Origin of the sequence: Pseudomonas sp. 2024-210 (assembly GCF_045062345.1) — a bacterium.
Taxonomy (GTDB): Bacteria; Pseudomonadota; Gammaproteobacteria; order Pseudomonadales; family Pseudomonadaceae; genus Aquipseudomonas.
This window is the reverse complement of sequence record NZ_JBJGEJ010000020.1, coordinates 16,663-41,677: the sequence shown is the minus strand read 5'-3', so window position 1 is coordinate 41,677 and position 25,015 is coordinate 16,663. Positions and strand designations below refer to the sequence as shown.

18 protein-coding genes are annotated in these 25,015 nt (G+C 58.0%); 6 read left to right on the top strand and 12 right to left on the bottom strand.

All coding sequences use genetic code 11. The features are described from left to right. Positions 1 to 4 precede the first annotated feature (4 nt). The 10 genes from ACI7MX_RS20600 to ACI7MX_RS20555 form a co-directional block, all read right to left on the bottom strand. Positions 5 to 2,371 carry a glucose/quinate/shikimate family membrane-bound PQQ-dependent dehydrogenase gene (locus ACI7MX_RS20600; protein ID WP_405586042.1) on the bottom strand — a complete coding sequence of 789 codons (2,367 nt, stop codon included), beginning with the start codon at positions 2,369 to 2,371 and terminating at the stop codon, positions 5 to 7. Positions 2,372 to 2,742: 371 nt separating this feature from the next. Next, positions 2,743 to 4,023 (bottom strand): C4-dicarboxylate TRAP transporter large permease protein DctM, encoded by a 1,281-nt coding sequence (gene dctM, locus ACI7MX_RS20595; RefSeq protein WP_405585437.1) that lies wholly within the window; start codon positions 4,021 to 4,023, stop codon positions 2,743 to 2,745. Beyond that, positions 4,020 to 4,658: a TRAP transporter small permease gene (locus ACI7MX_RS20590; RefSeq protein ID WP_405585434.1), complete on the bottom strand. Its 639-nt coding sequence runs from the start codon at positions 4,656 to 4,658 to the stop codon at positions 4,020 to 4,022. The genes dctM and ACI7MX_RS20590 overlap by 4 nt, the downstream gene beginning before the upstream one ends. Positions 4,659 to 4,774: 116 nt before the next feature. Further along, positions 4,775 to 5,767, bottom strand: a complete 993-nt coding sequence (locus tag ACI7MX_RS20585; protein WP_314483150.1) for a TRAP transporter substrate-binding protein — start codon at positions 5,765 to 5,767, stop codon at positions 4,775 to 4,777. 63 nt (positions 5,768 to 5,830) lie between these two features. Further along, complete coding sequence (locus tag ACI7MX_RS20580) at positions 5,831 to 6,658, bottom strand: HpcH/HpaI aldolase/citrate lyase family protein (RefSeq protein WP_405585431.1); 828 nt, start codon at positions 6,656 to 6,658, stop codon at positions 5,831 to 5,833. A 35-nt stretch (positions 6,659 to 6,693) separates the two neighbouring features. Further along, on the bottom strand, positions 6,694 to 7,902 hold the full coding sequence (locus ACI7MX_RS20575; protein WP_405585429.1) for a CaiB/BaiF CoA transferase family protein: 1,209 nt from the start codon (positions 7,900 to 7,902) through the stop codon (positions 6,694 to 6,696). Then, positions 7,899 to 9,281, bottom strand: a complete 1,383-nt coding sequence (locus ACI7MX_RS20570; RefSeq protein WP_405585426.1) for an MmgE/PrpD family protein — start codon at positions 9,279 to 9,281, stop codon at positions 7,899 to 7,901. Before ACI7MX_RS20570 ends, ACI7MX_RS20575 begins: the two co-directional genes overlap by 4 nt. Continuing rightward, complete coding sequence (locus ACI7MX_RS20565; protein WP_146426339.1) at positions 9,278 to 9,670, bottom strand: VOC family protein; 393 nt, start codon at positions 9,668 to 9,670, stop codon at positions 9,278 to 9,280. Before ACI7MX_RS20565 ends, ACI7MX_RS20570 begins: the two co-directional genes overlap by 4 nt. Positions 9,671 to 9,714: 44 nt before the next feature. Beyond that, a complete protein-coding gene (locus ACI7MX_RS20560) occupies positions 9,715 to 10,878 on the bottom strand; it encodes an acyl-CoA dehydrogenase family protein (protein ID WP_314483139.1) in 1,164 nt (387 codons plus the stop codon). 22 nt (positions 10,879 to 10,900) lie between these two features. Continuing rightward, on the bottom strand, positions 10,901 to 11,728 hold the full coding sequence (locus tag ACI7MX_RS20555; RefSeq protein ID WP_405585421.1) for a MaoC family dehydratase N-terminal domain-containing protein: 828 nt from the start codon (positions 11,726 to 11,728) through the stop codon (positions 10,901 to 10,903). A 143-nt stretch (positions 11,729 to 11,871) separates the two neighbouring features. Here ACI7MX_RS20555 and ACI7MX_RS20550 point away from each other — a divergent pair, with 143 nt between their 5' ends. Both ACI7MX_RS20550 and sodC read left to right on the top strand, forming a co-directional pair. Then, entirely contained in the window at positions 11,872 to 12,798 is a 927-nt protein-coding gene (locus ACI7MX_RS20550; RefSeq protein WP_405585418.1) for a LysR family transcriptional regulator, read from the top strand. A gap of 236 nt (positions 12,799 to 13,034) precedes the next feature. After that, entirely contained in the window at positions 13,035 to 13,556 is a 522-nt protein-coding gene (gene sodC, locus ACI7MX_RS20545) for a superoxide dismutase [Cu-Zn] SodC (protein ID WP_405585415.1), read from the top strand. Positions 13,557 to 13,721: 165 nt separating this feature from the next. Here the strand turns inward: sodC and nirD are convergent, their stop codons facing one another. Both nirD and nirB read right to left on the bottom strand, forming a co-directional pair. Continuing rightward, entirely contained in the window at positions 13,722 to 14,081 is a 360-nt protein-coding gene (gene nirD, locus ACI7MX_RS20540) for a nitrite reductase small subunit NirD (protein WP_405585412.1), read from the bottom strand. Further along, positions 14,081 to 16,633: a nitrite reductase large subunit NirB gene (gene nirB, locus ACI7MX_RS20535; protein ID WP_405585409.1), complete on the bottom strand. Its 2,553-nt coding sequence runs from the start codon at positions 16,631 to 16,633 to the stop codon at positions 14,081 to 14,083. Before nirB ends, nirD begins: the two co-directional genes overlap by 1 nt. 625 nt (positions 16,634 to 17,258) lie before the next feature. On the opposite strand from nirB, the gene ACI7MX_RS20530 reads away from it, so the two are divergent. The 4 genes from ACI7MX_RS20530 to ACI7MX_RS20515 all read left to right on the top strand — a co-directional run bounded on the left by ACI7MX_RS20530 (position 17,259) and on the right by ACI7MX_RS20515 (position 25,013). Further along, positions 17,259 to 21,404, top strand: a complete 4,146-nt coding sequence (locus ACI7MX_RS20530) for a molybdopterin-dependent oxidoreductase (RefSeq protein ID WP_405585406.1) — start codon at positions 17,259 to 17,261, stop codon at positions 21,402 to 21,404. 260 nt (positions 21,405 to 21,664) lie between these two features. Next, complete coding sequence (locus tag ACI7MX_RS20525; protein WP_314483124.1) at positions 21,665 to 22,858, top strand: CmpA/NrtA family ABC transporter substrate-binding protein; 1,194 nt, start codon at positions 21,665 to 21,667, stop codon at positions 22,856 to 22,858. Positions 22,859 to 22,873: 15 nt separating this feature from the next. Continuing rightward, positions 22,874 to 23,449, top strand: a complete 576-nt coding sequence (locus tag ACI7MX_RS20520; RefSeq protein WP_122785984.1) for an ANTAR domain-containing response regulator — start codon at positions 22,874 to 22,876, stop codon at positions 23,447 to 23,449. 349 nt (positions 23,450 to 23,798) lie between these two features. Then, positions 23,799 to 25,013: a nitrate/nitrite transporter gene (locus ACI7MX_RS20515; RefSeq protein ID WP_405585402.1), complete on the top strand. Its 1,215-nt coding sequence runs from the start codon at positions 23,799 to 23,801 to the stop codon at positions 25,011 to 25,013. The last annotated feature ends 2 nt before the right edge of the window (positions 25,014 to 25,015 follow it).

Sequence of the window (25,015 nt, the reverse complement as noted above, 5' to 3'; positions counted from 1 at the left end):
TACATCATTCCCCTTTAGAATCGGGCAACGCGTAAGCGATCAGAGAGTCACCCATCTTCGTACCGAACGAGCCATGGCCGCCGGCCATGATCACAACGTACTGTTTACCGTTTGACTCGTAGGTCATCGGTGTCGCCTGACCACCAGCGGGCAAACGGGCCTGCCAAAGCAGATCGCCGTTGGTGACGTCATAGGCGCGCAGGTAGTTGTCCTGAGTGCCCGCGATAAACATGAGGTTGCCAGCAGTCGAAATCGGGCCGCCCAACATTGGCACGCCAATCTTCATCGGCGGCAACTGGATACCCTTAAGGCTGTCCCGCGCCGTACCAATACGCTTACGCCACACGACCTCGTGGGTTTTCAGATCCACACCGGCAACGTAACCCCATGCCGGCGCTTTGCAGGGCAGACCCAGCGGCGAGAGAAATGCATTGATCTCAACGCCATACGGCACGCCATACTGAGGTTGAATGCCCATTTCAGTGCCAGAACCGGTCGCACCTTCTTCAGGCCACAGCGGGTTATTAGGCCCACGTGGAATCAGTTTGGATACGAAAGGCAGCGCCATCGGATTCATTAGCGCTATCTGGCGATCAGAGTTGACGGAAATACCGCCCCATTCAAATACACCCAGATTACCTGGGAAAACCAGCGTGCCATTTTCCGAAGGAGGCGTGTACTGGCCGTTATAGTTGAGCCGCTTGAAGATCACTCGACACATCAACTGGTCAAACATTGTGGCGCCCCACATGTTCTTGTCGGTCAATGTCTGGATCGGGGTCAAGTTCAGTGCGGAACGGGGCTGTGTCGGACTGACCCAGTCACCAGGAGCTGCTTCACCCTCAGGCACTGGCATTTCAGTGACATCTACGATCGGCTTGCCGTCACGACGATCGAAAACGAACATGTTGCCCGCTTTAGTAGGCACATACACCGCAGGAACGGTGTCACCCGCCGGCGTTTTCACATCCGCCAAGGTCGGTTGCGACGGTACGTCCATATCCCAAAGATCATGGTGGGTAGTCTGGAAGCTCCACGCCAACTTACCGGTTGAAGCATTCAACGCCACAATCGCACTGGCATAACGCTCCATCACAGGCGTACGGTTACCGCCCCAGATGTCCGGTGTAGGGTTGCCGGTCGGGATATAGACCATATCGATCTTGGCATCGTACGCCAGTGGAGGCCAAGCGTTAGGCGAGTTGTTGACCAGTGTCTGGCCAGGGCCAGGAATTGCGTTTGGATCCTCTGCGCCGGTATCGAACACCCATTTCAAAGCGCCGGTGTTGACGTCGTAACCGCGAATGGCGCCAGAAGGCTCATGAACGGAAAAGTTATCGGTGGTAGAGCCGGCGATCACAACCGTTGTGCCAGTCACCACGGGTGGAGAAGTCGGCATCAAAGCGCCCGGATAGGTATAGGGCTGCATTTTTTTGAGGTCCAGCTCGCCATTTTCCGCGAAGTCTGAACAGCGCTCGCCATTGTCGGCATTGATTGCGAACAGACGACCATCGTTGACCGGCAGCAGCACTTTACGAGGGCAACTGGTTTGGACCGGAGCGACGTCTTTCAAGCTGGTCGCAAATTCCTCCGTGTTGGCCTGGTCGTAATACGCAACACCACGGCAAGTCAGATGCTGAAACGAAGGGTCGGATACGAGTTGCGGATCGAATGTCCACTTTTCCTTGCCGGTCGCTGGATCAAGCGCCACCAGTTTTTGGTGGGTAGTGCAGATATACATGTTGTCGCCGATCTTGATCGGCGTCACTTCGTTAGTGGTTTCACCCGAGTCATTATCAGTTTTGAACTCACCGGTGTGGAAAGTCCACGCGACCTCCAGATCTTTCACATTGCTGTCGTTGATCTGGCTAAGTGGCGAATAACGGGTTCCTGCCTGGCTTCTGCCATAGGCAGGCCAGTCGCCGGGGGCAATGCCGTCAACCGGTTGGGCTTGCGCAGGTTGGGCCGAAGTCAGACTGCCGTTGATCTCCTGAGGGTCGTTGAAGATCGAGTAGACCAAAACAGCGATCGCGAAAGCCAGGGTGGCTGACAAAAACACTTTGCTGGCTTTCAAACGCGCATCAATGCCACGCGTCACTGCCGGAATCAGCAGCCAGATGCCTAGGACGCCGAGAATATCGAAGCGAGGCACTAATGCCCAGAAATCCGAGCCGGTCTCCCATAGCCCCCATAGAACAGTCGCCAGCATCAGCAATCCGTAAAGCCAGATCGCCGCTGCGGATCGTCGCCAAAGCAAGACCGCACACACGAGCAGCCCAATGCCGGCGACGATGTAATACAAAGAACCACCCAATGATGCCAGCCATATCCCGCCTATTAATAAAACAAGCGAAAAAATGGCCGTTATCACAGCGGTGAAAATTCTTAATCCTGAACCTTGCGCTTGCGCACTCACAAATTTTTCCTCTAAAACCAAATACAGTTAGCTCCCTCTCAATATTACCTAGATCAAAAAGTTGTGAATATTAGACCATTGGCGCCTGGTGCCGGGGACTCAGTGTTGTCGAGGTACCGCCCCATGAAAACGAGACAACCTATTTTTTCGTCTGCATACGGCGGCGCACTCCTCCGGCGTCCTGCCGACCGAGATCAACTCCCATTCCCTGCGGTTTCGCTGAATACTCTAAGGAGGGTTCGTGTTTTACGACTGCTACGCAGCCGGACGCAGCCTTGCTCTTCTCGTCATCTATTACAGTTTTGGTCGCCCACGCTGCGGCGTGATTACATCCCCAACCAGTTCGGCAACGCCAAGGAAACAAACGGCACGTAGGTCACCAGCACCAAGAAGGCCAGCATCACCAATAGCCAAGGCGAAACCGCGCGCACCACGCGGGTAAGCGGCATGCCCGTGACCGCCGAGGTGACAAACAGATTGAGCCCGGTTGGCGGCGTGATCAGCCCGATTTCCATATTCACCACCATGATGATGCCCAGGTGGATCGGGTCGATGCCCAGCTGCATTGCGATCGGGAACAGGATCGGTGCAAGGATCAGGATGATTGCGGACGGCTCCATAAAGGTGCCCGCAACCAGCAATACGATGTTGACCACCAGCAGGAATTCAATCGGCGTAAAGCCCTGCTCAACCACCCAGGCAGTGATCGACTGCGGGATCTGCTCGGTGGTCAGTACGTGGGCGAACAGCATGGCGTTGGCGATGATGAACATCAGGACCACGCTGAGCTTGCCCGCTTCGATTATGACCTTCGGGCATTCACGAACGGTCATGTCTTTGTAGATGAAAATGGCCACAAAAGCGGCATAGACTGCGGCCACGGCAGCGGCTTCGGTGGGTGTGAACATGCCCGAATAGATACCGCCCAGGATGATCACGATCAACATCAGGCCCCATCCGGCCCGGCGGTCTGCGGTCATGATTTCCTTGAACGAGGCCCGTGGCAGCGCAGGCATGTCTTTCACGCGAGCCATGATGTAGATGGTGACCATCAACACGAGGCCCAGCAGCAGGCCCGGAACGACGCCGGCCATGAACAGCTTGCCGACCGAGGTTTCAGTCGCAGTGGCGTAAACCACCATGACGATCGACGGTGGAATCAGAATGCCCAAGGTACCCGCGTTGCACACAATTCCGGCGGCAAAGTCTTGCTTGTAGCCGGAGCGCACCATACCGGCGATAACGATCGAGCCGACCGCAGCCACTGTGGCTGGCGACGAACCGCTCAGTGCCGCAAACAGCATGCAGGCAAGGATCGCAGCGATGGCCAACCCCCCCTTGATATGACCGACGCAGGCGTTGGCGAAGTCAATCAGACGACGGGCCACGCCACCGCTGGTCATGAACGCGCCGGACAACAAAAAGAAAGGGATGGCCAGCAGCGTGTAGTGCTCGCTGGTTTCGAACAGCTTGATCGCCAGGGAACGAACCGAGTCGTTACTGAAGAACAGGATAGTCATGGCCCCGGATAGCCCCAGGGAAATCGCCACCGGAATACCGATAAACATCAGCACGAACAGGGCGACAAAAAGGAAGGCAATGGTCATTTTTCGGTCCCCGACTGGTCGTTTTCCGCCAGTTTGACGGCGTCATCCACTTCACTGTGCAAACCCAGCCCCTGCTGTTTACCTTGCACAATACGGATGAAAATCTGCAGGAAACGCACGAACATCAGAGCAAACCCGATGGGCACGATCATTACGATCTGCCACTGGGCAATGCCGAAACGGTCCAGGTCTTCAGCACTGGTCCCGACCTCATACAAAGTAGCCACCCACTGCTCACTGGAGTACGCCATCAAGGCGCAATAGCCCAGGCAAATGAATACGGCCAGCATGGCCACACGTCTCTGGTTGGCTGGGTTGAACTGGCGCACCAGCAAGTCGACGCCAATGTGTGCGCCAATCCGCACGCCCCAGGCCAATCCCACAAAGATCAGCCAGCCAAACATGGCCTTGGTCAGCGCTACGCTCCAAGTCATCTCCTGGGCGATGTATAGGATTTTGTCGCCAATACCGAGCATGGCTTCGTTGGCGAAGGGCAACGAATCACCCAGAGAGTAGAAAACGCCATAAAGGTTGTTGAACACCACGTACGCGAAAGTGACCAGGGTCATGCCTGCAAGCAGGAACGCCACCAGCATTTCTTCCGCGTGATTCCAGACACGAACGACTGCGTGCATGGGTTTCTCCCTAAATAGAGCGGTCGCTAAGCGACGTGTGGGACCGATGAAGTCAGAGCCGCCGTAAACGTAGCCGTTGGCGACCCCGCACGGAGTCGCCAACAGAAATCGGGGCCTTAGCTACTTTTGTTGGCCAGCTCGGCGGCCTGGATCACATCAGGACCAATGGCGCTTTCGAACTTTTTCCACACCGGCCGCATGGCTTCACGCCACATCTCGCGCTGCTCAGGGGTAAGGGTGATGATTTCGCTGTTGCCGGAATCGGCAATTTTCTGACGGGAGTCCTGGTTCAACTTCTCGGCCTGTTTGTTGACCTCCACCGTGACCTCGGCCATGACATCGTTAAGCGTGGTGCGTATTTCCGGCGGCAGGCTGTTCCAGAACTTGGTGTTAGTGATCACCATGTAATCGATGGCGCCATGATTGGACTCGGTGAAGAACTTCTGCACTTCATGCACATTCTGGCTCTCGTAGTTAGACCAGGTGTTCTCGGTGCCATTGACCACACCGGTCTGCAAACCCTGATAGACCTCGGCAAAGCTCATCTTGCGCGGCGCGGCGCGCAAGGCCTTGAACTGCTCATCCAGCACGGCAGAAGCCTGTACCCGGAACTTCAGGCCGCGTGCATCCTTGGGTTCCTGCAGGGCCTTGTTGGCAGACAATTGCTTCATGCCGTTGTGCCAATAACCCAGGCCGGTAAGTCCCTTGCCTTCCATGGACTTGAGCAAGGCCTGACCTTGCGGACTCTGCTGGAAGCGGTCGACTGCATCGATGTCGTCGAACAGGAATGGCAGATCGAAGATCTGGATCGGTTTGGAGTAGTGCTCGAACTTGGCCAGCGACGGCGCCAGCAGCTGCACGTCTCCCAGTAACAACGCTTCCATTTCCTTGCCATCACCGAACAGCGAGGAGTTTGGATAAACCTCGACCTTGACCTGCCCTGGCAGGCGCTCCTCGGCCAGCTTTTTGAACATCAGCGCGCCCTGGCCCTTGGGGGTGTGTTCGGCGACAACGTGGGCGAACTTGATGCTGATGGGATCGGCCGCGTTCGCAAAACCTGCGAATAACGGAAGTGCGCAGACCAGCGCCTTGAGGGTGTGCTTGAACATGGGAACATACCTCTTGTTGTTATAAGTTTGGTAGTGCCGGGTAGTGCTTTAGTGCTGCTTGAATCAGGCTGAGGCAGAACCGGCCCGCCGCAATATTCGTCGTGCATGTTCGATCACCGGAGCGTCGACCATCTGCCCGTCAACCACGAATACCCCATCAGCAGACTCAACCGCAGACAGAATCCGTCGGGCCCGGTCCAGCTCTTCATGACCGGGCATGTAAGTGTCGTGTATCAGTGCAACCTGACTGGGGTGGATACAGAGCAGGCCGCCAAACCCCATATCCCTGGCATCGGCCGCCATTTGGGTCATTCCCCCACTGTTTTTGATATCTGCAAATACGCTGTCCAGCGGCGGCGCCAGCTCTACCAGCCGACTGTGTAGCAAAATGGCGTAGCGGGCCTGATCGAGAATTCGCTGCGCTGCGGCGCTGGTGCTGCTCAAGCCCATGTCAAGGCCAAGGTCCAGTGCACCGAACGTCAATCGCTCGATTCCGGCTGCCCGGGCAATGGCCGGTAACTCAAGCAAGCCCTTGGCACTTTCGATGATTGGCCAAACGGGTTTGGCGCACGCCGCAGCCAGCTCAACCTGCGCAGCACTTTCTGCCTTGGGCAGCACGACCGCTACGACACCGGGCTGGCGACGGCATAAGTCCAGATCGGCCGCCTGCTGCTCATGCTGCGGCGCATTGATACGCACCAAGATCCGAGCCTGTGGGTTGGCATCAAGAAAGGCGTCAAGATTGGCCCGTGCCTGGACCTTGAGATTTTCTGCGACAGCGTCCTCAAGGTCGACGATGACCGCATCGGCGCCGCTTTCCAGCGCCTTGGCAATCCGCTCGGGGCGGGTGGCCGGTACAAACAGCGCTGAACGAATAGTCGTTTTGTTCATGAAAATGCTCCGTGCCGAGGTGCGAGGCGCAAGCCTCACACCGCTCCTTGTTGATGCAGACGAAGGATGTCCGTTGCCCCGTAGCCCAGTTCATTGAGCAGGCTGTCGGTGTGCTCGCCCAAGTGCGGCACGGCATCCATTCGTGGTTCAAAAGCGACGTTGCGACCCGGTGGCAACAGTGCTGGCAGCCTGCCGGCCGGACTGTCCACCTCGCGCCAGCGGTCACGGGCCTGAAGTTGCGGATGAGCCCAAACCCCTGCCATGTCGTTGACATGGGCATTGGCAATCGACGCCGCATCAAGCCTTGCGATGACTTCATCGGCGCTCATGCGAGAAAATTCCTCAACGATGATGGCCCGCAGTTCAGCACGGTTTTGCGAACGCCGCGCATTTGCATTAAAGCGTAAATCGCCTGCCAATTCTGGCTGTAGCAACACCTTGTCGCAGAACTGCTGCCATTCACGTTCGTTCTGCAAGCCAAGCATCACCGTGCCACCATCCCCCGCAGGAAACGGCCCATAGGGGTAAATTGTGGCGTGGGCGGCACCGGCTCGCGGAGGTGGGGCGGCACCGTCATAGGCGTAATACATCGGGTAGTTCATCCACTCCACCAGGCTTTCCAGCATCGACACATCAATGCGGCTGCCCTCCCCGGTCTTGTCACGCAACAGCAGTGCCGAGAGCACACCGGTGTAGGCGTACATACCCGCCGCAATATCGGCAATTGAGCAGCCAGCTTTGGCCATGTCATTTTCGCCCGGTCCGCCGGTAACGGATAAAAAGCCGCCTTCGCTCTGGATCAACAGGTCGTATGCCTTTTTCTGCTCGTAAGGCCCGCCCTCCCCGTAGCCAGAAATATCGCAGACGATCAACCTGGGGAAGCGTTCATGCAGGGCTTCAAAAGACAGCCCCATGCGCTGGGCGGCTCCCGGCGCCAGGTTCTGCACCAAAACATCTGCAGTGGCCAGCAGCTTGTCGAGCACCTTTCCCGCGTCCGGCTGCTTGACGTTCAGGGTCAGACTTTCCTTGGAACGGTTGGTCCAGACGAAGTGTGAGGCCAGGCCATTGACCCGCTCGTCATAGTCACGGGCAAAGTCACCGGAGCCCGGGCGTTCGATCTTGATCACACGCGCCCCCAAGTCGGCCAGTTGACGGGTGCAAAACGGCGCCGCAATGGCGTGCTCCAGGCTGACAACGGTAATGCCGTCCAGTGGGCGGGGGCTCTTGGTTGTGGTGTCGTTCATGATGCTGCCCCCGCAGAAGTTGCGACGCCGGTCAGCACGTCCATATTGTCCAAATGGCGCAAGTGCCAGACCAGCTCGATAAGTCCGGTCGCCTGCTCATCGTTGCAAGCACCCGAGAACGCCAGCAGGCGGCGAAACTTATCTTCAAGCTCGGCGCGGCTCAGGGTGTTGCCCGGGTCGCCCTTGGGTTCATCGATGCTGCCGTACACCATCCGGCCCTGCACCGTGGTCACTTCGACACGGCCCAGCCAGCGTTGCGGATAGGCAGCGTCGACGTGCTCGTCGAGCACCATGTGCACCTTGTTGCGCAAGTCACCAATGCGTGAGTCGGTCAGCGCATGCTGATGGAACTCGGGCAATCCGGCCTTGCCGTAAACGGCGATCAGGCCTAGCACTGTCCCCATGGAAAACTTGGCCTGGTGGACCGTCTGTGGCTCCCCCACACGGCCCAATACGTCGATGGCTCCCTGATGGACCCGCGTGATCACGCTGGCAATATCTTCGGCCTGCAGGTTCTCGCGCTGCATCACCTCCAGCAGGGCATCCGCCGCCGGGTGCGTGTGACGGCACGAGGCGTGAAACTTGAACGATGTTTCAATCAGTGCCCAGCGGCTACCCAGACGGTCGGACAGGCAAGCCGGGTTGGCATCACTGGACATTCCGGCAGCCATGCCCTGCTCACCCTCAAGTATGTTTTTCGCGCCGCTCAGCCCTTCTGCGGTCAGGTAGGCGGCCAACAGACCGTCCGCTGCCGCCTTAGCGGTGTGCAGCTGTTTGGAGTCTGCTGCATCGCGCAAAAACTCCCACAGGCCCGCCGCCTGGGTGCCCGCAGTGCCGAGTAGATGGGTGAACTGCTCCTGATTGAAATTCATCAACTTGCCCACGCCAACGGCTGCTGCCAGGGTGCCGACCGTGGCCGTGGTGTGAAAGATGCGGTAGTGCGAACGGCCAAGAAACTCACCTATACGAATACCGGCTTCGTAACCGGCCACTGCCGCAACGATCAGTTCGCGGCCGGACTTACCCAGGTCCTGGGCAGCGGCCAGAACTGCCGGGAACACTACCGTCGCCGGATGCAGCACGGAGCTGTTGTGCAGGTCGTCTTGCTCCACCAGGTGCGAGCTGGCACCGTTAACCAGCGCAGCGAAATACGCGGAGCTGGTTTTGCCGCTGACCAGGATTGTGGCCGGTCCACTGGCCGGGCCCATCATTGCCGCGTAGCGCTCGAACAACGGGAGCGGATGTGAACCCTGGCTGGCCAGGGCCGAGCCCAACCAGTCAAGAAACAGATCTTCGGTACGGCTGATAACGGCTTCAGGCAACTGCTCGTAGTGCAGGCTGGCCAAAAACTCAGTGAGCGCTTGAGTGTGCTGGCTCATGAAGCGGTCTCCATGGAATTCGAGAGTTCGATCAAATTGAGGTCCGGATCAAGCAGGTAGATCGAGCGGATCGGTCCTCGGGCACCCGTACGCATGACCGGACCTTCCAGAATGCTCACCCCAAGCGCGTGCAAGTGCTCGATTACGTCGTCCAGTCGGTCGTTGACGATGAAACACAGATCGGCCGACCCCGGCAGCGGATGCGTCGCCTTGGGTTCGAACTCGGCGCCTGCCTGGTGCAAGTTGATTTTTTGCTGGCCGAACGACAGGGCATGGCGCCCCTGACCAAACACTACCGGCTGCATGCCCAGCACACGGCTGTAGAAGTCCAGACTTTTGGGTATATCGCGCACCGTAAGTACCAGATGGTCGAGATGGCTGATCTGCATGTGCAATCTCCGTTAAGGCGTCGGATGTGAGTCCGGATGAATACCTAGAATGAACGCGGCAGTTCGAGCAGGTGCTCGGCCACGTATGACAGGATCAGGTTGGTGGAGATAGGCGCTACCTGGTACAGACGGGTTTCGCGGAACTTGCGCTCGACGTCGTATTCATTGGCAAAACCGAACCCGCCGTGGGTCTGCAGGCACGCATTGGCCGCTTCCCAGCTGGCTTTAGCCGCCAAGTACTTGGCCATGTTTGCCGCTGCACCAGCGCTGCGCCCGCTGTCGTACTCCTCGCAGGCACGCCAGCGCATCAGATCGGCGGCTTCAAGCTCGATGTGGGCTTCGGCAATGGGGAACTGCACACCCTGGTTCTGCCCGATCGGGCGGCCGAATACCACCCGCTCACGAGCGTACTGTGCGGACTTCTCATTGAACCAGCGGCCGTCACCAATGCACTCGGCGGCGATCAGCGTACGTTCGGCATTGAGCCCATCGAGTATGTAGCGAAAGCCCTTGCCCTCTTGACCGATCAAGCTGCTGGCAGGGATTTTCAGGTTGTCGAAAAACAACTCGTTGGTTTCGTGATTGACCATGTTGGCAATGGGATGCACGGTCAGACCATTACCGATGGCTTCGCGCAAGTCGACCAGAAAGATCGACATGCCATCGACTTTTTTCTCCACCTCTGCCAAGGGTGTAGTGCGAGCCAGCAGGATCATCAGGTCCGAGTGCTGAACCCGAGAGATCCAGACCTTCTGGCCGTTGATCACGTACTCGTCGCCCTGACGCACTGCCGTGGTCTTGATTTTGGTGGTGTCGGTGCCGGTGGATGGCTCGGTCACGCCCATGGACTGTAGGCGCAGCTCGCCGCTGGCAAGCTTGGGCAGGTAGTAGTTTTTTTGCTCTTCACTGCCGTGGCGCAGCAAGGTAAACATGTTGTACATCTGGCCATGCACAGTGCCGGAGTTACCGCCGCAGTGGTTGACCTCTTCCAGGATCACCGAAGCCTCTGCCAGCCCCAGGCCTGAGCCACCGTATTGTTCGGGGATCATCGCCGACAACCAGCCAGCCTTTGTCATGGCGCCAACGAACGCTTCGGGAAAGCCCTTTTCTTCGTCAATCTTGCGCCAGTACTCCGCCGGGAACTCGGCACACAGGGCGCGCACACCCTCGCGAATAGCGTTGTAGTCTTCGTTCAGATACGGATTCATTGCAGATCCTTATTGTCATTATTCAGTCAAAGATCACTTCGCCCTTCTGGGCCACACCCTCGGCATTGCCCACCCACAACTCAGCCCTGCCCGCAGCCACAACACGACCGCTCACCTCAAAGGGATGGGGCGCAATCAACGGGCGAACGCCGCGATAGGCGAAGCGCCGCAGGCGTGCAGCAGGATTGGCTCGGCAGAAAGCGCGCAGACTGAGCGTGGCCATAAGTGGGCCGTGAACCACCAACCCCGGGTAGCCTTCGATTTCGGTAGCGTAGGGCCAGTCGTAATGGATGCGGTGACCATTGAAGGTCACGGCTGAGTAGCGGAACAACAAGGTGGGGGTGGGCGTGACAGATTCCTGCCAGGTGCCCTCGGGCAAGGGGGCGCCGCTTGCGAGCTTGGGAGGGGTGGGTTCGCGGTAAACGATGTCCTGCTCTTCGCGAATCGCCAATAGCCCGTCCTGCAGGTAGTCATGCTGGACGGTGACAAACAACAGTGAGCCGGTCTTGCCGTGCTTTTGCTGAACATCGGTAATGGTCGAAACCCGCGTGGCTCGAGCGCCCACCTTGAGCGGCGTATGGAACTCGATTCGGCCGCCAGCCCACATGCGGTTGCGGTTGTCGGCGGGTGGCAGAAAGCCTCCCCGTGCGGGATGACCATCCCCGCCCAGGCCGCTGCCTTCCACCGTTGGCTGGAAGAAACACCACTGCCACAGCGCCGGCAAAGGTTCGTCAGCCAGGGGCGCCTGCTCACCCAAGGTGGCCGCGATGCGAGTGACCAGGTTCAGGCTCAGGTGATCATGCATTTCTTCAGTGCGCCCGACCCAGGCGGACAGTGCGTTATCGCTCATCGGTGATTGCCCCGTGGCTTGTTATTTTGGACATGATTGCCAAAAGCATAGCGATCTGTGAATCTGCGTTTCGGTAAGGGGGCGTTCGGTTTTGGTTAACGCTGGAGTCCTGCAGCCGTTTTCATGTCCAGGGAAAATCAGCCATGCACTTTGATCTCGTTGACCTGCGTCTGTTTATCCATATTGCCGAATCCCCCAGCATGACCCAAGGTGCTCGCAAGGCATTCATTTCCCCGGCCGCGGCCAGTGCCCGCATCAAAAGCCTTGAAGAAAACCTCACCAGCCGCCTGCTCTACCGTGACAGCCGGGGCGTAGAGCTCACGCCTGCGGGCGAACTGTTTTTGCACCATGCGCGCGTGATCATGCGCCAAGTGGACTACATGAAAAGCGAGTTCACCGAGTACGGCACCGAGTCCTCAGGGCACATCAGGATCTTTGCCAACACCACGGCGGCCACTGAGTTCTTGCCCGAAATCCTCGCCGGTTTTCTCGGCGAGCGTCCGGGAGTGACCGTTGACCTGCAGGAGCGATTGAGTCGCGACATCGTGCGTGGCGTGATGGATGGCTCTACAGACATGGGCATCATCGCCGGCCCAGTCGAGGCTGACAGCTTGCAGGTCATACACTTCAGCACCGACCAGTTGGTACTGGTGACGCCCCTCGATCATCCCCTGGCCCGGCGTAAATCGATCAAGCTGGCAGAAACCCTGGCTTATCCGCACATCGGCCTGCACGAAGGCACCACCCTGCTGCGGTTTTTGAGTGAGCAGGTAGCCCTGCACGGCAATACGCTGAACATGCGCATCAAGGTCTACAGCTTCGAAGCCATGTGCCGGATGGTTGAAGCGGGTGTGGGCCTGGCCATCCTTCCTGAGTCTTCGGCACGCCGACATCAACAAACCATGGGCCTGTCAGTTATCGAGCTCGACGAACCCTGGCGCGTACGGGAGCGAAGTGTGCTGGTGCGCGATTTACAGGCACTACCGAAGGTGACTCGTACCTTGATCGACATTTTATTGGCGCAAAACCAAGGTTCGGTTCAAGCAAAAAAAATGAACGTTGGTCTTTAATCCGCCGGACCACCCCGCTCCCCGTGTCTTTGTCAAACGCGTACAGCGATACGTACCGTTAAAGCCTCTCGTAACAAATGGTCGTCATTCATATAAAACTTCTGAATGCCCACCTACTCTCATGTTTACGCTGACGAGTCATCGTGCGTCGTCACGAGCCACTTCATCAGTAGTTAATTGCTTACAGCCCAAGTGTTCGCCTCTCACAAATCGCTCATACAATTCAGGAATCGACTATGAAACGCTCTCTGTGGTTTGGTTTGATCGGTACCCTCGTAGTGGGTACGGCCCACGCGGCATCTCAAGATGTACCCATGAATCTGGTGAGCGCCGACGGTGCGCCTCAAGCCATCGGTTCGATAAAAATCAGTGAGACCCCCTATGGTCTGCTGTTTACGCCGAATCTGAAATCACTGCCGGTGGGGGTGCATGGTTTCCATGTGCACGAAAACGGCAGTTGCGAAGCAGGCGTGAAGGATGGCGTCAAAGGTGCTGCGCTAGCGGCCGGTGGGCATTTCGATCCGCAGAAAACCGGCAAGCATCTTGGGCCGTATGCTGACGGGCACCTGGGTGATTTACCGGCGGTGTACGTGACCGCCGACGGCATGGCTACCTACCCGGTGCTAGCTCCGAGGCTCAAGAACCTTTCAGAGATCAAAGGCCACGCGCTGATGATCCATGCCGGTGGTGATAACCATTCGGATATGCCCAAGCCGTTGGGCGGTGGTGGCGACCGTGTGGCGTGCGGCGTGATCTGATTCCCACACGGTTATCCAGGCGCTCATGCAACCTGTGCGCCTATCGCCTTGATCGACCTACCTTTCGGCACGGCAGACATTTTGTCCAACATGGCAGTCACAGCTTGATGTCTGCCACCGTCAGCGCCGGTGGCTTTGGCCTTACCTACGAGACACCACGTTACCTCACCCCAAATCAATCTCTACCAAATCCCCTACCATCCTGACTGGCCAACTGCGCAGTGGCCGCTCAGGAAACTCCAAACAGCTGCCATCACCCAGCCGGTAGTGCTGCTTATACAGTGGCGAAGCGATCACCAACTGCCCCGCCAAACAGCCGACAATCCCCCGCCCTATTACGTTCGCACCAGACACAGGGTCGCGATTTTCCAAGGCATACAGCTGTTTTCCGGCTTCTTGCGCGGGCAGATAGAACAGCGCTACCTGCACCCCATCGACGAGCGACACCACACCGGAATTTGCGACCAGATCGCCATACCCGCAGGCTGGACGCCAGAGTTGTTGGTTCATGGTTAGGCTGCTCATCAGATCATTTCCTCTACAGGAACAAGGTTGAGTTCTTCGACGCTGATCGGGCGAATTTGGCCGCGTTCTTTGACGAAGTTAATGTCCGGGTCGCCTCCCTTGTCGTTGACGAAGGTGCGGAAACGTTTGAGTTTTTCCGGGTCCTGCAAGGTGTTTGCCCATTCGCACTCGTAACGATCGACTACCAACTGCATCTGCGCCTCCAGTTCGGCGCCTAAACCCAAACTATCGTCGATGATTACCGCTTTCAGGTAATCCAACCCTCCTTCCAGGCTTTCGCGCCATACCGAAGTGCGCTGCAGTTTGTCGGCGGTGCGGATGTAGAGCATCAGGAAGCGGTCGATGTAACGGATTAGGGTTTCGCTATCAAGGTCAGTAGCGAACAGATCGGCGTGCCGTGGTCGCATGCCGCCGTTGCCGCTGATGTAGAGATTCCAGCCCTTTTCGGTAGCGATGACGCCAACGTCTTTGCTCTGAGCCTCGGCGCACTCACGGGCGCATCCGGAGACGGCGAACTTGAGCTTGTGCGGCGAGCGCAGGCCCTTGTAGCGGTCCTCGATCAATAGCGCCATTTTCACGCTGTCCTGTACACCGTAACGGCACCACGTACTGCCCACGCAAGATTTCACCGTGCGAGTCGACTTACCATAAGCGTGGCCGGTTTCGAAACCGGCTACGATCAGTTCGCTCCAGATATCCGGCAATTCGTGCAGTTGCGCACCAAAAAGGTCGATGCGCTGGCCCCCGGTGATCTTGGTGTAGAGGTTGTATTTCTTCGCTACCGCGCCAATGGCGATGAGACCGTCCGGGGTGATCTCACCTGCAGGAATACGCGGCACCACCGAGTAGGTGCCGTTCTTCTGCATATTGGCCATAAAGCTGTCGTTAGTGTCTTGCAGCGGCACCAGCCATGGTTCTTGAATCTGCCTGTTCCAGCATGAGGCAAGGATAGAGCCCACGACCGGTTTGCAGATAACGCAGCCCAGGTGACCTTTACCGTGGCGGGCCAGCAATTCTTCAAAGGACTCGATGCCTTCCACTCGCACCAAGGAATACAGATCTTGGCGGGTATAAGCGAAATGCTCGCACAAGCTCTTGTCGACGCTGACACCACGGGCAGTCAGTTCATGTTCGAACACTTGTTTGAGCAAGCCCGCACAACCACCACAACCGGTGCCCGCTTTAGTCTGGGCCTTGATGCCAGCGAGGTCACTGCAACCAGTATCGATGGCGCAGCAGATCGCGCCCTTGTTCACGTTATGGCAAGAGCACACGGTGGCGGTGGCAGGCAGCGCGTCCACGCCCACAGCTGGAGCAGCGTCACTCAAAGGCAGAATCAGCGATGACGGATCGCTCGGCAGTGCGAGACCGTTTTGCACGTACTGGAGCAGCGTGTCGTAGTAGCTGTTGTCGCCCACTAACATCGCGCCAAGGGCTTGCTTGCCATCGGCAGAGACCACTAATCGACGGTAACTGCCGCAGGCTTCGTCGATAAAGCGGTAGCTGCGCGAGCCAGCGACAGCGCCATGTGCGTCACCGATGGAGCCGACATCCACGCCGAGTAGTTTCAGCTTAGTGGACATATCGGTGCCGATAAAAGGCTCTGCCTCTTCATCGCATAATTGCGCGGCGACGCTGCGAGCCATTTGATAACCCGGCGCTACCAAACCAAAGATGCTGCCATTCCACGCTGCACATTCACCAATGGCGTAGATGTTCGCGTCACTGCTGCGGCACTGGCTGTCGATGGCGATACCACCGCGCACACCCAGTTCCAACTCGCACTGCCTGGCCAGCGCGTCTTGCGGGCGGATACCGGCGGAGAAGACGATCAGATCGGTTTCCAGAAATTCGTCATTGGCGAAGTTCATACGGTAGCGATACTCGCTGCCGGGGGTGATTGACTGGGTGACACGAGACACATGCACGCTCACCCCCAATGCTTCTATCCGGGCCTTCAGCGCCTGGCCACCATGGTCATCCAGCTGCACAGGCATCAGGCACGATGCGAACTCCACCACATGGGCTTCCAGCCCCAGACACTTGAGGGCATTGGCCGCTTCCAGCCCGAGCAATCCCCCACCTACCACCACGCCGCGGCGCGCATTTTTTGCCGCAGCCTGGATAGTGTCAAGATCGCCCAGGGTTCGATAGACCAAGCGTGAATCGCCGACAGCACCTTCAATCGGCGGCACAAAGGGGAAGGAGCCAGTGGCCATAACCAACTGGTCGTAAGGTACGCAGCCATTGGCGGTGATCACCTCACGGCGTGCACGGTCGATTTCCAGCACAGGTACGCCCAAATGAAGGGTTACGCCTGGAGTCTGGTAGAGCGCTGCTTCGCCGAGGGCGAGAGATTCGGCATCACGGCCGCCGAAGTATTCGGACAGATGCACGCGGTCATAAGCACGCAGCGGCTCTTCGCTAAACACATGAATCTGAAAGCGGCCGAGAGCACCGCGTTCCACCAGTTGCTCAACGAAGTGATGGCCAACCATACCGTTGCCAATAACCACCAGTTGTTGAATATCAGTCGCCCATTTACTGTTCATAAGTGCACCCGCCAAAGCCGCTCCATTTTTCGAAGGCAAAAAAAACGCCTGGAACCAAAAGGTTCCAGGCGCCTTTGCCTGTTCGTGCCGCCGGCTCTTGAGCCTGTCGCAGTCATTGTCACCCGGGCCTATGTTGGCCAACACGATCGCCATTGATCGACGGGGCGTCTCACGTGCGCAGTCGCAGTGAGCTGTTTGGGTATATGCAGTGGCTGTGCCAGAAATTAAATACTGGCTTGCAGAGTCCGACATTGAAGGGGGTAACCGCATTACAGCGACATTAAAGAACCCTCATTACAGTTCCAAAACAGTGCGGATTTTTATCTGGTGCCCTAAGACAAGGCGAAAACCGCGGAAAAACGTACGGCGTAAGGTCTTTATGCAAGGTGGTCTAACCAGCAAAACCTCGCAGCTGAAGCACATCCCACAAAGCACCGCAGTCGCACCGATACGTGTTGGCCCAGCCATTGCTAAGCATAAGCACAGGCTATCAACGACGATGGCTCAATCATTCAGGCAAAGACACACGACAAAGGCGCCGTGCAACTCCCGTTGAAAGACGAGGAGCAGCATGGCGCCTTTTTACGTTTCTGGGTCTTCATGAGACTCCTGGCGAGGTAGCAAGATGGCGGATAACAGCACCGGTAAAACCGTGCGCAGCGTGTGTCCTTACTGTGGGGTTGGCTGCGGAATTGTGATGCAGGTGCAAGACAACCTCATCGTCAAAGTATCCGGAGACAAACAACACCCGAGCAACTTTGGTCGCCTGTGCACGAAGGGCAGTACGTGCAACCAGACCGTGGCCAATGCAGGGCGCATGGAGCATGCCTTTATGCGCCAGGAGCGCAATCGCGACCCGGCTCGGGTGAGCATCGATCAAGCCATCAACGCCACTGCCAGCCGCTTGCGCGGCATTATTGATCAGCACGGGCCAGACGCCGTTGCCCTGTATGTCAGCGGTCAAATGTCGTTGGAGGCGCAGTACCTGGCCAACAAGCTGACCAAGGGTTTTATCCGCAGCAGCCATATTGAATCGAACTCTCGGCTGTGCATGGCCAGCGCCGGCAGCGGCTATAAACAGTCACTGGGTGCCGACGGTCCGCCCGGCTCTTACAGCGACTTTGAACATGCCGATGTGTTTGTTGTGATCGGCGCCAATATGGCCGACTGTCACCCTATCCTTTTTCTACGCATGCTGGACCGGATGAAAGCCGGGGCCAAGTTGATCGTTATCGACCCACGGCGCACCGCCACTGCGGACAAAGCCAATCTGTACCTGCAAATCGCCCCCGGCACCGACTTGGCGCTGCTCAATGGCTTGCTCCATCTGCTGGTGATAAATGGCCACACCGACCCCGCATTTATTGCGGCCTTTACTGAAGGCTGGGAAGTGATGCCGAGCTTTCTGGAGGATTACACACCCGAGAAAGTCGCCACCATCACCGGCCTCGAGGAAGTCGATATTCGTCAAACCGCACAGTGGATTGGCGAAGCAGAAAACTGGATGAGCTGTTGGACCATGGGCCTCAACCAAAGCGTGCAAGGTACCTGGCACACCAATGCCCTGTGCAATCTGCACCTGGCCACCGGCGCCATCTGTCGCACCGGCAGCGGGCCGTTCTCGCTCACAGGCCAACCCAATGCCATGGGCGGCCGCGAGATGGGCTATTTGGGGCCCGGTCTACCAGGGCAACGCTCAGCTTTGGTGCCGCAAGATCGCGCTTTTATCGAACAGTTGTGGGCCATACCGCCTGGCAGCCTGCGCAGCGAAGGGGGTGACGGCACCTTGGCTATGTTTGACGCCATGGCCGCTGGCGATATCAAAGCCTGCTGGATTATTTGCACCAACCCGGTGGCCAGCGTGCCGAACCGCCAGACAGTGATCGCCGCGCTGCAAAAGGCCGAACTGGTGATAAGCCAGGACGCTTATTTGGACACGGAAACCAACCGCTACGCCGACATCCTATTGCCTGGTGCCTTATGGGCCGAAGCCGAAGGTGTGATGATTAACTCCGAGCGCAACCTCACACTCATGCAGCAAGCTGTGTTGCCACCGGGTGACACCTTGGCCGATTGGCAAATCATCGCCCGCGTCGCCTGCGCCATGGGTTACAGCGAGGCCTTCAGCTATGAAAGCGCCACCGAGGTTTTCGAAGAAATCAAACGCTGTTGGAACCCGAAAACCGGTTATGACATTCGTGGCGCCAGCTATGCACGTCTTCGCGAACAACCGCTGCAATGGCCCATTGCCGACAATCAAGGGGCGACGCGCAACCCTTTGCGCTACTTGAATAACGACACCAGCCAAACACTGAGCCTGAACGCCGACGGCAGCCAACCGGCACTGGTATTCGCAACCGATAGCGGCAAGGCGCAATTCTTTGCCCGCCCCCATCTACTGCCCGCGGAGCTGCCCGACCATGACTTCCCTCTGGTGCTTAACACTGGCCGCTTGCAGCACCAATGGCACACGCTGACCAAGACTGGAAAGGTGCCGACCCTGAACAAACTGAACCCGGGACCTTTTGTGGAAGTTCACCCCAGCGACGCAGCACGCCTGGGCATTTCAGAAGGTATCCGTGTGGCCATTCGCTCCCGTCGTGGCGTGGCCAAACTGCCAGCAGTGATCACCGACCGCGTGCGCCCAGGCAACTGCTTTGCGCCCTTTCATTGGAATGATGTGTTTGGCGAAGAGCTCGCCATCAACGCCCTGACCAGCGATGCCGTGGACCCCGTTTCTCTGCAGCCCGCATTCAAGTTCTGCGCTGTCAGCCTGCAAGTCGTCACCCCTCAACCCGCCCCGACAGTTTCAGCTAGCGAGCTGGTTGAGGCCTGTGAAGACACCACAGATTCCGAGGAGCTGCACCCGATGCAGATTAACGCCCTGGCTCGCTTGCTCAACCTCGACACACAGGCGCAGCTGCAGCTTGAGGCCAATGAACAGCTGTATATGCAGGGCTACTTACTGGGGCTGCGCAGTGCCAAAGGGCGAGCGAGCGGCGTGCCGACGTTGCCAGCCAGCGCCCCATTACCGACCAGCAAACGCCTGATGTTGGACGGTATGTTGGCAGGGTTGTTTGCCCGTTCAGATAGCAGCCATGAGATGCCTGCCCAATCGGGCCAGTTGGTTAACCCTGCCCTGGCCGAAATCACTGGCCAGCAATGGCTAGTGCTCTGGGCTTCGCAAACCGGCAATAGCGAGACTTTGGCCCAGACCTGCGCGCAGCGTCTGCGCAACAATGGCCAGCGCGCGCGTCTGCTGCCCATGGACAGTGCGCAATTGGATGACCTGCGTACCAGCTCAGGTGTTCTGTTGGTCACGAGCACTTTCGGCGATGGCGACCCACCGGACAATGCCAGCAGCTTCTGGAGCAGCCTCGAAAGCGCAGACGCTCAGGCCTTGGCCAATAGCCGCTTCAGCGTGCTGGCCTTGGGGGACTCCAGCTACGACCAGTTCTGCGGCTTTGGTCGCAAGCTCGATGAACGTTTGGCCGCCCTCGGTGGCGAACGTTTGCAACCACGGCAAGAGTGCGAGCCGGACTATCAGGAAGCGGCGGACAGCTGGCTTAGTCGCGTTTGCGCCTCATTGCCCAGCAGCATCACCGCGGCGGTGGAAATGCCGTCCACCTTGCGCCCCGCACGAGTGGAAAGCAGCTGCTACGACCGCCAACACCCTTTGCTGACCCAACAATTGGATAACCGGATCCTTAATTGCACAGGTGCAGAAAAAGAAACCCGCCATATCGCCTTCGACCTGCGCGGCCACGACTTCCCCTATCAGGCCGGCGATGCCTTGGGCGTGTGGCCGAGCAACTGCCCTGAACAGGTCAATGCACTGCTGGCTGCTCTGAAGCTGGATGGCGATTGCAGCGTCGAATTTAAAGACCAGCCCGCCATGTCCTTGCGCCAAGCCCTGGAAGCGCATCTGGAAATCGCCCGCATCTCCCCACAGCAACTGCAATGGGTCAGCGAGCGTTCCGCCAGCCCATTGCTCAAAGAGTTGCTGCTGGGTGAAAGCCCGGCCCGGCTCAAGGATTGGCTGTGGGGCCGGCAACTGCTCGATTTGCTGCTGGAGTTCCCTGTCCCCCTCAGCGTGACCGAACTGCTCAACCTGCTCAAGCCCCTGCAACCACGGCTGTACTCCATCTCATCGAGCCCAAAAGTATGCCCGGATGAAGTGCATATCACGGTCTCCACCGTACGTTACCTGCACAACAAACAGCAGCGTGGCGGCGTGTGCTCTACCTTCCTCGCTGATCGCGCAGGGCAACAAGGTGCACGAATCTTCCTGCATCGATCGACGCACTTCCGTCCGCCAAATGACCCGCAAGTGCCATTGATCATGATCGGCCCCGGCACCGGCATAGCCCCCTTCCGCGCCTTTCTGCAAGAACGTGAAGCTCAGGGCGGCGGTAAAAACTGGCTTTTCTTCGGTGAGCAACGGGCGCGTAGCGACTTTTACTACCGTGAAGAACTGCGCGCCTGGCAACGCAGCGGTGTGCTCAGCCGCATGGACACCGCCTTCTCCCGCGACCAGGCGGAGAAAATCTACGTACAACAACGCATGCTTGAAGAAGGTGCTCTGCTATGGAGCTGGTTGGAACAGGGCGCTTACGTATGCGTGTGTGGCGACGCCAGCCGCATGGCCAAAGATGTCGATGCCGCGCTGAAAAAAATCGTGCAAACCCACGGCAAAATGAGCAGCGGCGCCGCGACCTTGTATGTCAGTGGTATGAGTAAAGACCGACGCTATTTGCGCGATATTTATTGAGGTGGTTGGCAGTGGCGGCCTGAGGCAAAAGTGAGTGCAGCCCAAGTCCGGCAAATGAACGCACTCAACTGCGGGAGGGGCTTTGCCGCACCACTCTTGCTCTTTTGCAGAACCCGGCACACCAATTGCTATCCTTTGCCACAAAGGTCGTCTGGCAAGACAAGGGCGGCCCGCACTGACAATGGCGTCGTGCTCGACCGGCTTCTATAGCGCGGAAGGTACGGCGTTTTTTTTGATCTAACGTTTTCAGGAACAACCGTATGAGCGATGGACTGCTTTTGCACCCTCTGGCTTGGGTGGCGGGCAGCGATGCCCTGGAAAAGAATGTGCTGAATATCGGCTATATGCCTCTTAGCGACTGCGCCTCGCTGGTAGTCGCCGCCACTCAGGGCTTTGCACAGCCTTACGGGCTGACCCTTAACCTGCAACGTCAAACGTCCTGGGCGGGGATCAGCGACAAACTGCTGAGCGGCGAACTGGATGTTGCCCATAGCCTGTACGGCATGATTTACGCCATTCAGCTGGGCATTAGCGGCGCCGCCGCTACCGATATGGCGGTATTGATGGGGCTCAATCAGAACGGCCAAAGTATCAACCTGTCGCAGCCGCTAAAAGACGCCGGGGTGACCAGCACCAGTGCACTGAAACAACGAGTGCACCAAAGTGGGACAAAACTCACCTTCGCTCAGACCTTCCCCACCGGCACCCACGCCATGTGGCTTTATTATTGGCTGGCCAGCCAGGGCATTCACCCGCTGCAGGATGTGAACAGCGTTGTAGTACCGCCCCCGCAAATGCTCGCGCACCTGGAAGCAGGGCGTATTGATGGTTTTTGCGTGGGTGAGCCGTGGTGCGCAAATGCTGTGGACCAGGCCCAGGGCTTTACCCTGGCCACCAGCCAGAGCATTTGGCCTGACCACCCGGAAAAGGTGCTGGCCTGCACCCGTGAATTTGTAGAGCAAAATCCCAATACAGCTCGCGCCCTGGTAATGGCAATACTGGAAGCTAGCCGCTTTATTGAAGAAAGCCGTGAGAATCGCCTCAGCACTGCGAAATTGCTTAGCAGCACTGAGTATCTGGATGCGCCGCTGGCCAGTATCGAACCACGCCTGCTGGGAGATTACAGCGATGGCCTCGGTAACCGCTGGCAAGACGAGCATGCCCTGCGGTTCCACAACAAGGGTGCGGCGAACTTTCCCTACCTTTCTGATGGCATGTGGTTTATCACCCAATTCCGTCGCTGGGGTCTGCTGCGCGAAGATCCAGAGTACCTGGCAGTAGCGCAGCAGGTGCAACAGCTTGAATTGTATGGCGCGGCAGCCAGTGCCCTGGATATTCAACTACCGGGCACGCCCATGCGCAGCAGTCGTTTGCTCGATGGTTGTGTGTGGGATGGCTCCGACCCCGCAGCTTACGCACGCAGTTTTGCCCTGCATGCCCTTAATGATCACTGACAGGAGCTGGCCACCATGCTGCGTATCCTGCTAATCAATGACACCTCGAAAAAAGTCGGGCGCCTGCGTGCTGCCTTGAGCGAGGCGGGATTTGAAGTCATCGACGAATCCGGTCTGACCATCGACCTGCCCGCGCGAGTGGAAGCAGTGCGTCCGGATGTCGTGCTGATCGACACCGAGTCCCCCAGCCGCGATGTGATGGAACAGGTGGTGCTGGTGACCCGCGACCAGCCCCATCCCATCGTCATGTTTACCGACGAGCATGACCCCGGCGTGATGCGTCAGGCGATCAAGTCTGGGGTAAGCGCCTACATAGTCGAAGGCATCCATGCCCAGCGTCTGCAGCCGATCATGGATGTGGCCATGGCGCGCTTCGAAAGCGACCAGGTGCTGCGCTCGCAATTGCAGGCCCGCGATCAGCAGCTTGCCGAGCGCAAGCGGGTGGAGTTGGCCAAAGGCATGCTGATGAAAATGAAAGACTGCAACGAAGAGCAGGCCTATACGCTGATGCGCCGTCAGGCCATGAGCAAACAACAGAAACTGATCCAGGTGGCCGAGCAGATTATTGCCATGAATGAGTTATTGGGCTGAAGTGCGCTCGGTTAACGCTCCACAAAGCAGCACGGTTGCACCATAGAGGGTATGGCCAAGCCTCCAATCGACTGGCCAACCCGCTAACACCACAGTGAACACCCCGCTCTTGAGCCGCGCAAGCCAAGCAGCAAGAAACTGGCACACATAGTGCTCAGGTATTACTGCAGGTAGCCAACGACGGTTACCCCGCCACGACAAAGACGTCGCACTTCCCATCGCGAAAGCGAACTGGGGACTGCGGCGTTTTTGCATTTTTGGCCTCGGAAACAAGCCGGTGGAGTGGCCGTACTTAACGACCAACCGCCTTACAACCTTCGTTGACTCTATTGCAGATGAGGTGCTGGAAATGAATACCAACAGTTTCTGGAAAGCAGGCCACACCCCCACGCTGTTTGCCGCCTTTTTGTATTTCGACCTGAGTTTTATGGTGTGGTACCTGCTCGGTCCGATGGCTGTGCAGATTGCCACCGACTTGCAACTGACCACACAACAGCGCGGTTTTATGGTGGCCACGCCGATTCTGGCCGGTGCGTTACTGCGGTTTCTGATGGGAATGCTGGCGGACCAACTGTCGCCTAAAACCGCCGGTATTTTCGGCCAGATCATTGTGATCAGCGCACTGCTGGTGGCTTGGCAGTTGGGCGTTCACAGTTATGAACAAGTGTTGCTGCTGGGCCTGTTCCTCGGCATGGCCGGCGCCTCCTTCGCCGTAGCCCTGCCCCTGGCTTCACAGTGGTACCCCGCCGAGCACCAAGGCAAGGCCATGGGCATTGCGGGGGCAGGCAACTCCGGCACCGTAATTGCCGCCCTGGCTGCGCCGATCCTGGCGGCCGCGATTGGTTGGACCAATGTGTTTGGTTTGGCACTGATCCCTCTGGTGCTGTGCCTTATCGTTTTCACCCTGCTAGCGCGCAATGCGCCCAAGCGCAGCAAAGCCAAATCCATGGCCGACTACTTCAAGGCTCTGAGTGACCGCGATAGCTGGTGGTTTATGTTTTTCTACAGCGTTACCTTTGGCGGCTTTATCGGCCTGGCCAGCGCCCTGCCTGGCTACTTCCACGACCAGTACGACCTCAACCCGGTCACCGCCGGCTACTACACAGCCGCCTGTGTGCTGGGTGGAAGCCTGATGCGCCCATTAGGCGGCGCGTTTGCAGACCGCTTTGGGGGTATTCGCACCCTGCTGGGCATGTATGCCCTGGCGGCCATTTGCATCGCAGCAGTGGGCTTCCATCTGTCCAGTTCAGTCGCGGCGTTGGCCTTGTTTGTGAGCGCCATGTTGGGCCTGGGTGCCGGTAACGGTGCGGTATTTCAACTGGTGCCACAGCGCTTTCGTAACGAGATTGGTGTCATGACTGGTTTGATCGGCATGGCCGGTGGCATCGGCGGCTTCTTGTTGGCGGCAGGGTTGGGTGCCATCAAGCAAAACACCGGCGACTATCAGATCGGCCTATGGTTGTTTGCCAGCCTTGGCGTGATTGCCTGGTTTGGTATGCACGGCGTGAAGAGCCGCTGGAGAACCACTTGGGGTTCGGCCGCTTTCACCGCTGCGCGCGTCTGATT

Bases quoted from the DNA above. Each gene is read 5' to 3' on its own strand.
- nirD (WP_405585412.1), bottom strand. From the start codon at position 14,081: ATGAGCAGCCTAACCATGAACCAACAACTCTGGCGTCCAGCCTGCGGG.
- ACI7MX_RS20555 (WP_405585421.1), bottom strand. From the start codon at position 11,728: ATGAGCGATAACGCACTGTCCGCCTGGGTCGGGCGCACTGAAGAAATG.
- ACI7MX_RS20585 (WP_314483150.1), bottom strand. From the start codon at position 5,767: ATGTTCAAGCACACCCTCAAGGCGCTGGTCTGCGCACTTCCGTTATTC.
- ACI7MX_RS20515 (WP_405585402.1), top strand. From the start codon at position 23,799: ATGAATACCAACAGTTTCTGGAAAGCAGGCCACACCCCCACGCTGTTT.
- ACI7MX_RS20560 (WP_314483139.1), bottom strand. From the start codon at position 10,878: ATGAATCCGTATCTGAACGAAGACTACAACGCTATTCGCGAGGGTGTG.
- ACI7MX_RS20580 (WP_405585431.1), bottom strand. From the start codon at position 6,658: ATGAACAAAACGACTATTCGTTCAGCGCTGTTTGTACCGGCCACCCGC.
- ACI7MX_RS20520 (WP_122785984.1), top strand. From the start codon at position 22,874: ATGCTGCGTATCCTGCTAATCAATGACACCTCGAAAAAAGTCGGGCGC.
- sodC (WP_405585415.1), top strand. From the start codon at position 13,035: ATGAAACGCTCTCTGTGGTTTGGTTTGATCGGTACCCTCGTAGTGGGT.
- ACI7MX_RS20575 (WP_405585429.1), bottom strand. From the start codon at position 7,902: ATGAACGACACCACAACCAAGAGCCCCCGCCCACTGGACGGCATTACC.
- ACI7MX_RS20530 (WP_405585406.1), top strand. From the start codon at position 17,259: ATGGCGGATAACAGCACCGGTAAAACCGTGCGCAGCGTGTGTCCTTAC.
- ACI7MX_RS20525 (WP_314483124.1), top strand. From the start codon at position 21,665: ATGAGCGATGGACTGCTTTTGCACCCTCTGGCTTGGGTGGCGGGCAGC.
- ACI7MX_RS20590 (WP_405585434.1), bottom strand. From the start codon at position 4,658: ATGCACGCAGTCGTTCGTGTCTGGAATCACGCGGAAGAAATGCTGGTG.
- ACI7MX_RS20565 (WP_146426339.1), bottom strand. From the start codon at position 9,670: ATGCAGATCAGCCATCTCGACCATCTGGTACTTACGGTGCGCGATATA.
- nirB (WP_405585409.1), bottom strand. From the start codon at position 16,633: ATGAACAGTAAATGGGCGACTGATATTCAACAACTGGTGGTTATTGGC.
- ACI7MX_RS20550 (WP_405585418.1), top strand. From the start codon at position 11,872: ATGCACTTTGATCTCGTTGACCTGCGTCTGTTTATCCATATTGCCGAA.
- ACI7MX_RS20570 (WP_405585426.1), bottom strand. From the start codon at position 9,281: ATGAGCCAGCACACTCAAGCGCTCACTGAGTTTTTGGCCAGCCTGCAC.
- dctM (WP_405585437.1), bottom strand. From the start codon at position 4,023: ATGACCATTGCCTTCCTTTTTGTCGCCCTGTTCGTGCTGATGTTTATC.